The sequence below is a fragment of the Clostridium estertheticum subsp. estertheticum genome, assembly GCF_001877035.1.
Taxonomy (GTDB): Bacteria; Bacillota; Clostridia; order Clostridiales; family Clostridiaceae; genus Clostridium_AD; species Clostridium_AD estertheticum.
In genome coordinates, this window is record NZ_CP015756.1 from 1,751,293 (window position 1) to 1,764,801 (window position 13,509).

Below are 13,509 nucleotides of genomic sequence, written 5' to 3' on the forward strand. Positions count from 1 at the left end.
CCCCATATCTAAGGATATGGGGTTACTTGATTCTAATGTTTGGGACTAATCTTGGGCATTAGAATAATAGATTCTACCCTTAAAGAATATTATCTTTATTCATTAAGGTGTTTAGCAAATCTATTTCATAGTTGTCCTTTGAGGAAGTCAAAAATTTAATGCTATTTTCACAATAGAATTGTAAAGTTTCATGCAAGTATATATTAAAAATTTTATTTAAATTATCATTATTTTTCATTTCATTTTTAATTTGAGCTTTTACCATATATACGATTCCAATTTCATGAGGATTTTTTAGCAATCTTGAATGTAAATCTGAATTTTTTAGATATTCTAAAGCACTTTCATAATTTCCTTCATCAATTATTATTTTAGACATAAAGGATTCTACAATAGACTTTTCCCACATTAAATCGAATTGTTTATATATATCCATAGCCCTTTGAAAATACATTTTTGCCTTAGAATACGCTCCCATATTAAAACATGTTTCACCAGCATTTATACTAAAAATAGAAAGACTGGTAAGTATATTTTTTTCTTCACATATTTTTATTGCTTTTTTAAAAAATTCTAAAGCTTCCTGAAATTTCATGTTTTGTCTTCTTATATCTCCTATATAGTTATAAGCGGCGGCTATACTTAAAGCATATTTATCAGCTAAACTTTTAGTTACATTAAAAACATTTATAGATTCATTAAAGAGTTTCTCTGCTTCGTTATATTTTCCCTGCATTTTTTTATATAGTGCTTTAAATCGTAAAAATACACCTATTTCCATATGATAATTACAATCTGCTGCTTTATCTAAACCCATATTTACATACTTTATCATTCCATCAATATTATTGGTCTGTATACAATAATATATCATCTGCTTATATCCTTCTATAGAGTAATCTGAATCATCAATTTCATTAGCTTTTTCTATCATTTCACTTATGAACTTAACACCTTTTTCATAATCTCCTTCACGTATAAGATATCTTCCTTTTTCTATTTTCTTTATGCTTTTAATTGTTTTGCTATTAGTAAAATATAAGTTATTATAAAAATTAACATCTTTAGAATATAGAACTGGATAAAGTTCATGGCTAAAATTCAAATATACATTTAAACTTTTTATACTATATTTCAATGTTAATATATTATTATTTGCATTTGAAAAATGATAAACAAGTTTATTGTAAATGGTTACATCTTGCTTGCTATTTGTTAAACTTTTTTCTATAATATATCCTATCTTATTATGAAGAATTCTTCTTCTCGCCAGGGACAGATTAATATAAATGAATTCTCTTAACTTCTGATGCGTAAACATAAAACTTAGTACATTATTGGTAGTAACTTCTTTTAATATGAATTTGTTTTCAAGTTCTTCTATTGAATCAATTATTTTAAGTTCGTCTTCTCCTGTAAGTTCATGTAAAATGTATAAAGGAATTTCATCAAAAAATAAAGATGAGATTCGTAAAATAGTTTTACATTCTTCTGAAATATCTAAAAACCTACTTTTCATTATATCTTTCATTTTAGAAGACATAATATTTATATCACTATTAAACTTTATAGTATTAATATATTCTGTTAAAAAAAATGCATTTCCTTCAGTTTCATTGTATATTTTATTTAATATCTCTTTATTAAAGTTGTTTTTGGGAAGAACAATTTTAATAAAATTTTCTACTTCAACATTATTAAATCTTAACAAATCAAGCCTTAAAATTTTATTATGATTATTTGCTGAGACTAGGAATTTATCTATTTCAATATTGTATTCATTTCTATAGGTCATGAAACACAAAATATTAGTATTACAATGTAAAATCATACTGCTTAAAATCCTTAAACTACCATTATCAATCCACTGTATATCTTCAAAAATAAGTATTACTTTTTTTGTTTCTGCTATTTTAGTAAGTATATTAGTTATTATATTACTAATTAATTCATATTTTAACGTGTATTCATTATCTGAAATTTTAATGCTTTGTTCTATATTGCTTAATTTATTAAAACCTGAAAAACAATTTTCAATAATATTTTCCCATAAACTTGGAATTTTTATTTTTTTACATTTCATAATTTGAGATAGTTTAGATAATATAACAGTCCATGGCTTTAAAATGCAATCTTTTTCAAATTGAAAACAATAAGTTTCTAAAACATAAGTTGTATCCACATCTACTATTTCTATAAATTTATCTTTAAGTCGTGTTTTACCTATACCGGCTTCACCTACCAAAAGCACGGATTTTAAACATCCATTTTTCTTGAAATCATTGTAAGTATTTTGTAATATTCTCAATTCATTATATCTGCCATAGAAAAATTCATCAGTGTTTTTATTAATTCCCCTTGTATTCATAATATCTACTATTTCATTAACTACGTTTAATATTTTATCGTTAGGAGAAATGGATAGTTCGTCTTTAAATAATATCTTAATTTTATTGTATGCTTCAATTGCTATGGTATATTTGCCTTGTTTTTTATAACTTTCAAGTAAATATACATAAGCATTTTCATTAAATTCATCTATTTTTATTAATAACTTTGAATATTTTTCAACAATATTATAATTATTATTTTGGAATTCCTTTTCTATTTTTTTATTTAATCTATCTCTATATATACATTGCAAATTTTCACGCATTTCTAATATCCAAATTTCAAAATTTTCCGCATTTTTAGGGCAAAATCCTTGTAGAAATTCTCCTTTAAAAACATCTATTTCATTTTCATCGCTCATAAACTTATATATATCCACATCTATTTCTATATTTGGATTGAGCATAATTATTGATTTTTGAGGGGACACCAATACCGAAACATTAGAGCATTTATTTATTTTATAGATAGCATTTCTTAGATTCTTTTTGGCATAACCTTCTTCTTGATTAGCCCAAAAAAGTTCTGAAATATGTTCTCTGTTATCTTGCTTATTTAGTAGTAAATAACAAAATAGACCTTGAGCTTTACTGTAAGGGAAAAATATTTCCTCCTTATTGACAGTTAAGTTGAAATTACCAAACATTTTACAATATATATAATCCATCAAATCACTCCCATATAATTCCACGAACTTTCTTATACAAAGTATACTACAATTTGAATGAAATCCAAAATATAATTCCGAATTAATAGATGTAATATAGACGTAATGGTAAAATGTTATAGAAATGGAAGAACGGAAAGGGAGAATATGATTAGGTCAAGGATATAAATGCATTTAAATGTGAAAAACTTTAATGAGCTACTAAGGTGCAGTATATATTTTCAGATTTAAGTATATTTTGTTAAAAATTTATAATAGACACTTATTTGACGCTTTGATGTTAAAATTAAACATAAGTATTTATAAAAACAAAACAAAATGAAGATAACGTTTACACAATCTATAAATTTTAGGGGGTAAGAGAAATGAAAGAAATATTTTTGACAGGGAATGATTTAACTTTAGAGGAAATGGTAAGTATAGCTAGAAGAGGTTGTAAGGTTTCAATAAAAGAAAGTGCTCTAGAAAGAGTTAAAAAATCAAGAGCGATAATTGATGATATAGTTAAAAATGAAAAGGCTGTTTATGGTGTAACTACAGGTTTTGGCGAATTTTGTAATGTGAGTATTTCTAAAGAAGATTGTAGAATGCTTCAAAGAAATTTGATCTGTTCACATGCTTGTGGATATGGTACTAAATTCTCAAATGACGTTGTACGAGCTATAATGCTTTTAAGAGCTAATGCACTATCAAAAGGATTTTCAGGAATAAGACCAAATACTTTACAAACACTGGTTGAAATGATTAATAAAGGAGTTTATCCAATAATTCCTGAAAAAGGATCTTTGGGGGCATCAGGAGATTTAGCTCCACTTGCACATATGGTTTTACCTATGATTGGCGAAGGGGAAGCAGAGTATAAAGGAGAAATATTACCAGGCAGCATTGCTATGGAAAGAGCAGGAATTACCATAATAGAACTTGATGCAAAAGAAGGATTAGCACTTATAAATGGCACTCAAGTTTTAACTGCAACAGGAGCTTTAGCTACTTATGATGCCATAAAGTTATTAAAAGTTAGTGATATAGCGGCAGCTTTGTCAATGGAAGCTTTAAGAGGGATTACAGATGCTTTTGATCCAAGGATTCATGTACTAAGACCACATCCAGGACAACTAGCAACAGCAAGAAATATATTAAAACTAGTTGAAGGCAGTACTTATGTAACAAGACAAGGCGAAATAAGAGTGCAGGATGCTTACTCATTAAGATGTATACCACAAATTCATGGTGCAAGCAAGGATGCCATAAATTATGTAAAAGCTCAAGTTGAAATGGAAATAAATTCAGTTACAGATAATCCTATAGTAACAGAAGAAGGGGATGTAATTTCAGGAGGTAATTTTCACGGAGAACCTATGGCGTTAAGTTTTGACTTCTTAGGAATTGGATCAGCTGAAATCGCTAGCGTATCTGAAAGAAGATTAGAAAGATTAATCAACCCTCAATTGAATGATTTGCCAGCGTTCTTAGCTAAACATGGTGGATTAAACTCAGGATTTATGATTACCCAATATGCAGCAGCAGCTTTAGTATCTGAAAATAAAATACTAGCTCATCCTGCATCAGTAGACTCAATACCTTCATCAGCTAATCAAGAAGACTTAGTTAGTATGGGAACAATAGCAGCAAGAAAGGCTAGAGACATAGTTGATAATGCAACTAGAGTAGTTTCAACAGAAATATTAGCTGCATGTCAAGCTATAGATTTCAGAAAAGGTGCTGGATTTAAACTTGGCATGGCAACCCAAGAAGCTTACAATTTAGTTAGGAAATCTGTAGACTTTATTGAGTACGATATAGTTATGTATAAAGATTTAGATAGAGTTACTGAACTTGTTAAGAGCGGAAAATTATTAGAAGCAGTAGAAAAAATAGTTGAAATAGAATATTAATATAACATAAAGTAGAAAAGTGGGTGTCACAGAATAGAAATTATTTTCTGTCTTGGAGATTACAAATAACTTTGTGTAAACAAAATAAAGGGAGGCTTTTATGAGTAATAATGTAGTAGAGGATACAAGTGAAAGTGGGTTAAAACGATCTCTAAAACCAAGACATATGAACATGATTGCTATAGGGGGTGCAATCGGAACAGGTCTATTCTTTACTTGTGGTAACGCCGTTAGTTCTTCAGGGCCTGGTGGTGCAATTGTAGCATACGGTATCATGGGTATTCTTGTGTTTTTCTTAATGACATCACTGGGAGAAATGGCAACATTGATACCAAGTGCTGGTTCATTTGAAACCTACGCATCAAGATTTATCGATCCGGCGCTGGGATTTGCATTAGGCTGGAACTATTGGTTTAACTGGGCTATCACCGTAGCGGCAGAATTGGTTGCAGCTGGACTTGTTATTAAATTTTGGTTACCTAGTACTCAAACAACATTTTGGAGTATAGGATTCTTGATTATTTTAGTAAGTTTAAATCTCATGTCTGCAAGAGCATATGGTGAAGGTGAATTTTGGTTTGCAAGTATTAAGGTAGTAACAATTATTGTATTTCTTATTGTTGGTGTACTTATTATATTTGGAATCATGGGAGGCCATTCAATAGGTTTTAGTAATTGGGTGATAAATGATGGCAAAGGTCATGCTGCACCATTTGTTGGAGGTGGAGTAGCAATATTATCAGGCTTTTTAGTAGCAGGATTTTCTTTCGCAGGTACAGAGGTGGTCGGTCTTGCAGCTGGTGAATCAGAAAACCCAGAAAAGGATGTACCAAAAGCAATAAATACAGTTTTTTGGAGAATACTTATATTCTACATTGGTGCAATTGCTGTTATTAGTTTTATTATTCCTTTTACTGATCACAATCTATTGAAAAATAGTGTATCAGATGTAGCATTTAGCCCATTTACTATGGTATTCCAAAGATCTGGTATCGCAGCTGCTGCTTCCATAATGAATGCAGTTATATTAACTTCTGTTCTTTCCTGTGGTAACTCAGGACTTTATGCAGGATCTCGCATGATATACGCTATGGCTAAAGAAGGAAAAGCTCCAAAATGCTTTGGAAAATTAAATAAGAGAGGTGTTCCAACAAATGCACTTATTCTTACCGCAGCTGTTGCATCAACAGCTTTCCTTGCATCGCTTGTTGGTGATGGTAAGATATACTATATACTTTACAACTTATCTGGAATCACAATTTTTATAGCATGGTTGGGAATAGCAGTTTGTCACTACAGATTCAGAAAAGCTTATGTTGCTCAAGGTAGAAAAATTGAAGACTTAAAATATAAAGCAGTGCTTTATCCATTTGGTCCTATATTTGCACTGATACTTTGTGTTGTTGTTTTATTTGGTGCTAATATATGGGTTTTCAAAGCTGCAACTTTCAGCTGGTTTGACTTTATAACTAACTATGGAATTATTCTTGTAGTTATAGGTTTTTACCTTGGATACAAGAAAGTAAACAAAACAAAGATAGTCCCTCTCATGGAATGTGATTTTGAGCTTAGAGACTGCGAGAAATCAAATAATAAGAAATTGTAATAAACAAATAAACTAATTCCTTAAGATATTACATGAAAATGTAACACTTCTTAAGGAATTTTATCTTAAGAAGTAGCAGGAGGATTTATAAATGCCTTACAATATTGAAATAATTAAAAAAGAGCAATATAAAACAAGTAAATGGTCTGGGGGTACAACAACTGAGCTTTGTATTTATCCTAGGGATTCACTATATGTTGATCGTAATTTTAAATGGAGGCTAAGTTCTGCAAAGGTTGAAGTAGAAGAATCTATATTTACATCTTTACCAGGAATAGCTAGGATCATTATGATTATTGAAGGAGAAATACTTCTTAAACATAAAGGACATTATAATGCTGTGCTAAAAAGATTTGAACAGGATAATTTTAGTGGAGAGTGGACAACAACAAGTTTTGGTAAGGTAATAGATTTTAATTTAATGATGGCACAAGATTATAATGGAAAATTAGAATCAATTTTTTTTAATAAAGGTGAGACTAAAGATATAATATTATACAGCAATGTGAATGCTTCTTTAAAGTGTTCTCAAATAACAGAAGCTTTTTATGTAGTGAAAGGTGATGTGAAAATAGTTACAGGAACAAAGAAACCAATAAATCTTAATAAAGGTGATTTAGCATTAGTAACTACAATAGAGAAAGAAAATAATTCGGAACTTAAAATTTATAGTAGTCAGGAAGAAGCGAGTATTATAAGAGCTTCAATATTCCTAACTACTTAAATTATTTTAGATGATAAACTTAAAAAATAGATGTTTTAATGACGATTCTTTACTAAAATGTAAGTAAAATAAAATATAGAAAGGAAGGATAATAAATGATTAGCAACATGAATATTAAAGAGGCTATGACAATTTCTTTAGATGATTATTTGCCTAATATGCCTGAATTTGTTAGGGGTATAAGAAGAGCTCCAGATAGAGGCTTCCATCTTTCAAAATCTCAGACAGAAATATCACTTAAGAATGCACTTCGTTATATTCCAGAGAAATATCATGAAGTGCTTATACCAGAATTTATGAATGAGCTTACTACAAGAGGCAGAATATATGGATACAGATTTCGGCCCGAAGGAAGAATATATGGAAAATCAATAGATGAATATGAAGGGAAATGTGCAGAAGGTAAAGCTTTTCAGGTTATGATTGATAATAATCTTGATTCCGATGTGGCGTTATATCCTTATGAGCTTGTTACTTACGGTGAAACAGGAAGTGTATGCCAAAATTGGATGCAATATAGACTTATAAAGAAATATCTAGAAATAATGACTCAAGATCAAACTTTGGTTTTAGAATCAGGACATCCTCTTGGACTTTTCAAATCAAAACCTGATGCACCAAGAGTAATAATTACAAATTCACTGATGATAGGCATGTTTGATAATCAAAAGGATTGGGAAATAGCAGAGGAAATGGGTGTTGCAAATTATGGACAAATGACTGCAGGTGGATGGATGTATATAGGACCTCAGGGCATAGTTCATGGTACTTACAATACTTTATTAAATGCAGGCAGAATGAAGCTTGGTATTCCCAATGATGGTGACTTAAGAGGGCATATATTTGTAACATCAGGTTTGGGTGGTATGAGTGGTGCTCAGCCAAAAGCAATTGAAATAGCAAATAGTGTGGGGATTGTAGCTGAGGTTGATGAATCAAGAATTCAAACAAGACTTAATCAAGGATGGGTTATGAGGCAATCATCAGATCTTGATGAGGTATTTGAAATTGCCGAGGAGTATTTGAAAAAGAAAGAGCCAATGTCAATTGGATATCATGGAAATATAGTTGATTTGCTAGAGTATATAGTGAAAAACAACAAAAGTATTGACTTGTTATCTGACCAAACATCCTGTCATGCGGCTTATGAAGGTGGTTATTGTCCTAAGGGAGTAACATTTGAGGAAAGAACAGAGCTTCTTGCTAAGGATAGGGACACCTTTTGTAAATTAGTTGATAAGAGTTTAAGACGTCACTTTGAACTTATAAAAACATTGGTTGAAAGAGGAACATATTTCTTTGATTATGGTAACTCATTTATGAAAGCAATTTATGATGCTGGGGTTAAGGAAATATCAAAAAATGGAGTAGATGAAAAGGATGGCTTTATATTTCCATCTTACGTAGAGGATATAATGGGACCTCAGCTATTCGATTATGGATATGGACCATTTAGATGGGTATGTTTAAGTGGAAAGAATGAAGACTTAATTAAAACAGACCATGCTGCAATGAGCTGTATAGATCCAAATAGAAGATATCAGGATAGAGATAACTATAATTGGATAAGGGATGCAGAAAAAAATAATCTTGTGGTTGGTACCAAAGCAAGAATACTTTATCAGGATGCTACAGGAAGAGTAAATATAGCTCTTAAGTTCAATGAAATGGTAAGAAAAGGAGAGATAGGAATTGTTATGATGGGTAGAGATCATCATGATGTAAGTGGTACTGATTCACCATTTAGAGAAACTTCTAATATAAAAGATGGAAGTAACGTTATGGCAGATATGGCTGTGCAATGTTTTGCAGGAAATGCAGCAAGGGGTATGAGTCTTGTAGCACTTCATAACGGAGGTGGTGTTGGAATTGGGAAATCTATAAATGGAGGATTTGGTCTTGTACTTGACGGAAGTTATAGAGTAGATGAGATAATTAAATCTGCGCTTTCCTGGGATGTTATGAGTGGAGTTGCAAGACGTTCTTGGGCAAGAAATGAGCATTCAATAGAAACAGCCATAGAATTTAATAATACACATAGGGGAACAGACCATGTTACTATTCCATATTTAACAAATGAAAAACTTGTAGCGGATACTGTTAGTAAGCATTTTGATAAGTAATATATTTGAGAGGGATGTATTTATGATAAAAAAAGATTTACTTATAATAAATGCCGCAGAGCTTGTTACTTGTAGCGGGTTCAAAGCAAAATACGGTGAGGAAATGAAAAACATTCATACCATTAAAAATGGGGCCGTTGTTATTGAAGGTGGCATAATTAAAGCTGTTAATACTACAGAAGAAATATTGAAAACTTATAATGAAGAAGATTTTGAAGTTATAGACGCATCTAATAAATGTGTGCTTCCAGGATTTGTAGACTCTCACACTCATTTTATATTTGGTGGCTACAGGGCAGACGAATTTGCTTGGAGACTCAGGGGAGATAGCTATATGGATATAATGGAGAGAGGCGGTGGAATACAAAACACAGTAAAAGCAACAAGGGATGCTTCATTTGAGGAACTTTATAATGTTGGGTTTGAAAGGCTTAATGACATGATTAAGCTTGGAGTAACAACTGTTGAAGGTAAAAGTGGCTATGGTCTTGATTTAGATACGGAAATAAAGCAGCTTAAGGTTATGAAGAAACTTAATGAAGAACATGTTATGGACCTCGCAATTACATTTTTAGGTGCTCATTCAATTCCACCTGAATACAAAGGGAAAAATAATGAGTACATTGACTTTATTATAGATAATGTTCTCCCTGTTGTTAAAGATGAGAATCTCGCAGAGTTTTGTGATGTTTTTTGTGAAGACAAGGTTTTTTCTGTAGAGGAATCACGAAAACTTCTTTTAAAAGCAAAAGAAATGGGTTTTAAACTTAAACTTCATGCAGATGAAATTGTCACTCTTGGAGGTTCAGAGCTTGCAGCAGAGGTGGGGGCAATATCTGCTGATCATTTATTACATGCTTCAGACGAGGGAATAAAGGCAATGGCTGCGAAAAAAGTAATTTCGACTCTCCTTCCATGTACTGCATTTTGCTTAAAAGAGCCATATGCAAGAGCAAGGGAGATGATTGATAGTGGATGCGGCGTAGCACTGGCATCAGACTTTAATCCAGGGAGTTGTTTTACATATTCAATCCCTTTGGTATTCGCAGTGGCAGCTATATATATGAAGATGAGTATGGAAGAGGCTATAACGGCGCTTACAATAAATGGTGCTGCCGCAGTCGGTAGAGCAGATTCCATTGGAAGCATAGACCCTGGTAAGAAGGGTGACATTGTTATTTTGAAATATCCTTCTTATAATTTTATACCATATAATACGGGTATAAACATTGTGGAGAAAGTAATTAAAGATGGGAATGTAGTTGTTAATATATAATTAATCCTAAATAGCAAAGGAGATAATAATATGGCAAAATTAGTAGAATGTGTTCCAAATTTTAGTGAAGGTATAAATAAGAAAATAATTGAAAGTATAGTTGATGAAGTGAGAAATGCAGAAAATGTAAAATTACTTGATTACTCTTCTGATAAAGACCATAACAGGACAGTTGTTACATTTGTTGCTGCACCTGAAGACGCTAAAAAGGCGGCTTTTCAGCTAATTAAAAGAGCATCAGAGCTTATAGATATGAGGACTCAAAAAGGTGCTCATCCAAGAATGGGAGCAACAGATGTTGTTCCATTTATTCCAATTCAAGATGTTACCACAGAGGAATGTGTCTTGATGGCTAAAGAGCTTGCAAAGAAGGTTGGAGAAGAATTAAATATACCTGTTTATCTTTATGAAGATGCAGCTACTTGCAAATCACGAACAAATCTTGCTAATATTAGAAAAGGTCAATATGAAGGATTCTTTGAAAAAATAAAACTTCCAGAATGGAAACCTGATTTTGGACCATGTGAAATGAATGAAAAAAGTGGGTGCACTGTTATAGGTGCTAGATTTCCACTTGTAGCATACAATGTGAACTTAGGTACAGATAATATGGAAATTGCAACTGCTATTGCTAAAAAGGTAAGATTTATAGGAGGCGGGCTTAGATTTGTAAAGGCCATGGGCGTTAAACTTAGCGAAAGAAATATAGTTCAAATTTCTATGAATCTTGTAAATTATGAAAAGACTGCTGTATACAGAGCACATGAAATGGTTAAAATGGAAGCTCAGCGTTATGGAGTAGCCGTTGTTGGTAGTGAAGTTATTGGATTGGTTCCTATGAAAGCATTAATAGACTGTGCTGAATATTATCTTCAAATAGAAAACTTTGATATAAGTCAAATACTTGAAAAGAAACTTTCAGAATAAGGAATTAACAGGATTATTTTAGGCGCCTATTCATATTATGTCTAAAATATAGAGGGAGGAGAACATTATTATGTTATTAGTTGATAAAAGTGTTAGAGAATTCATTGATCAAACTTCTCAAAATTGTCCTGTCCCAGGAGGGGGAAGTATTGCGGCACTATCAGGTGCATCTGCGGCAGCTCTTGTTTCAATGGTTGCAAGTTTAACCATTGGCAAAAAGGGTTATGACGATAGTGAAGTTATGATGAAAGAAGTTTATGAACAAGCAAATAAATATAAAGAAAAGTTTATAGAATATATTGATGCAGATTCAGAATCTTTTCATGGTGTAATGGATGCCTTCAAATTACCAAAAAACAATGATGAAGAAAAAGCTACAAGAAAAGAAATTATCCAAAATGCATTAAAGTATGCATCAGAGACCCCATACAAAATAGCAGAAAGTGCATATAGACTTATGGAATATTCAGAAATAGCAGTAGAACATGGAAATAAAAATGCAGTAACAGATGCTGCTGTGTCAGCTATGATGGCAAGAAGTGCAGTTCTATCAGCTCTTTACAATGTGAAAATAAATTTAGCCTCAATAAATGATAGTGAGTTTGTAGCTACATTTGAAAAAAAAGTATCAGCTCTTGAAACAAATGTAGTTGAGCGAGAAAAACGCATACTTAGTAAAGTAGTTATATAATAGGGCTACAACCCAAGGTAAATCATCATTTGCCTTGGGTTGTTTTTTAATATGTTTAGCAGATTGAACATTATATTCAAAATATAATGATGATAGCTATGTATTTTTATAAATAATTTGGGAGGCTAATTATTATGTTTGATAAAAATTATAAAATAACAAATGAAGGGGTTTGGCAGGGACGAACTGATAGTGAAAGCAATTATGATGCTTTTAGATGGCATCAATGTGTAAAGATAATAGATTTAAAGAGAGATGATTTAATTCTCTATACAGGAAAACTAGGATTCGCTTTTATTGGTTTTTGTTGTGATGAAGGCGTAAGGCGTAATGGAGGTAGGACAGGAGCAGCTAATGGTCCCAAAAGCATAAGAAAAGAATTATCCAATTTGCCATGTGATTTTTCAAAGGAAGTAAAACTTTTTGATGTAGGAGATATATGCTGTGAGGACTGTACTCTTGAAGAAAGTCAAGATCTATTATCGAAAGCAATCAAAAAGGTTTTGAGCTTAAATCTTTTCCCTATTGTTTTGGGTGGTGGTCACGAAGTCGCTTTTGGAAATTATATGGGTACATTAGATTACTTATCACAAAGGAGCAAAAAGCCCAATATCGGGATAATAAATTTTGATGCCCACTTTGATTTGAGACCTTGTACACAAGTAACCAGCTCCGGAACAATGTTTAGACAAATTGCAGATATTTGTATAAAGAGAGAACTTGAATATTCTTATCTATGTATTGGAGTTCAAAAACACAGTAACACTATAGACCTTTTTAAAACAGCTGATACACTTGGAGTTAAATATATGCTTGCAAAGGATATTATAGATAATGACAATTGGAAGCTGATGGAAGATATAGATGACTTTATAAAATTAAAAGATTATCTATATGTAACTATATGCTCCGATGTATTTTCTACAGCTTTTGCACCAGGAGTAAGTTCATCACAGCCACTTGGGTTAGATCCGGAACGTGTATTAAAGTTTCTTAAATACATTTTAAGGTCAAATAAGGTAGTAAGTTTTGATATAGCTGAGGTATCACCAAGATTTGATCAAGATGATGTTACAGCGAATTTGGCCGCTGTATTAATTTTTTCTGTTGTCAATACCATTTGTGGAATAAATAGGTTGTCGGCTTCTTCTTATTGATAGTGGGGGATATTTAAGTTAAAGCTATTGACATTAAGATTGAAAGAATGTA

The 13,509-nt window shown here is 31.7% G+C and carries 9 protein-coding genes; 8 read left to right on the plus strand and 1 reads right to left on the minus strand.

Features of this window, described 5'->3' with window-relative positions; translation table 11 throughout:
• Positions 1-79: 79 nt before the first annotated feature.
• Positions 80-3,058, minus strand: a complete 2,979-nt coding sequence (locus tag A7L45_RS08140; RefSeq protein ID WP_071612315.1) for an ATP-binding protein — start codon at positions 3,056-3,058, stop codon at positions 80-82.
• 365 nt (positions 3,059-3,423) lie between these two features.
• Here A7L45_RS08140 and hutH point away from each other — a divergent pair, with 365 nt between their 5' ends.
• The 8 genes from hutH (at position 3,424) to hutG (ending at position 13,457) form a co-directional block, all read left to right on the plus strand.
• Complete coding sequence (gene hutH / locus A7L45_RS08145; protein ID WP_071612316.1) at positions 3,424-4,953, plus strand: histidine ammonia-lyase; 1,530 nt, start codon at positions 3,424-3,426, stop codon at positions 4,951-4,953.
• Between the two features lie 100 nt (positions 4,954-5,053).
• Positions 5,054-6,559 (plus strand): amino acid permease, encoded by a 1,506-nt coding sequence (locus A7L45_RS08150; RefSeq protein ID WP_071612317.1) that lies wholly within the window; start codon positions 5,054-5,056, stop codon positions 6,557-6,559.
• A gap of 91 nt (positions 6,560-6,650) precedes the next feature.
• Positions 6,651-7,283: a HutD/Ves family protein gene (locus A7L45_RS08155; RefSeq protein ID WP_071612318.1), complete on the plus strand. Its 633-nt coding sequence runs from the start codon at positions 6,651-6,653 to the stop codon at positions 7,281-7,283.
• Between the two features lie 95 nt (positions 7,284-7,378).
• Positions 7,379-9,406: a urocanate hydratase gene (locus A7L45_RS08160; protein ID WP_071612319.1), complete on the plus strand. Its 2,028-nt coding sequence runs from the start codon at positions 7,379-7,381 to the stop codon at positions 9,404-9,406.
• A 22-nt stretch (positions 9,407-9,428) separates the two neighbouring features.
• Entirely contained in the window at positions 9,429-10,682 is a 1,254-nt protein-coding gene (gene hutI, locus A7L45_RS08165) for an imidazolonepropionase (RefSeq protein WP_071612320.1), read from the plus strand.
• 30 nt (positions 10,683-10,712) lie between these two features.
• Positions 10,713-11,609, plus strand: a complete 897-nt coding sequence (gene ftcD / locus A7L45_RS08170) for a glutamate formimidoyltransferase (protein ID WP_071612321.1) — start codon at positions 10,713-10,715, stop codon at positions 11,607-11,609.
• Between the two features lie 70 nt (positions 11,610-11,679).
• Positions 11,680-12,300: a cyclodeaminase/cyclohydrolase family protein gene (locus A7L45_RS08175; protein ID WP_071612322.1), complete on the plus strand. Its 621-nt coding sequence runs from the start codon at positions 11,680-11,682 to the stop codon at positions 12,298-12,300.
• A 134-nt stretch (positions 12,301-12,434) separates the two neighbouring features.
• Positions 12,435-13,457 (plus strand): formimidoylglutamase, encoded by a 1,023-nt coding sequence (gene hutG / locus A7L45_RS08180; RefSeq protein ID WP_071612323.1) that lies wholly within the window; start codon positions 12,435-12,437, stop codon positions 13,455-13,457.
• Positions 13,458-13,509 lie beyond the last annotated feature (52 nt).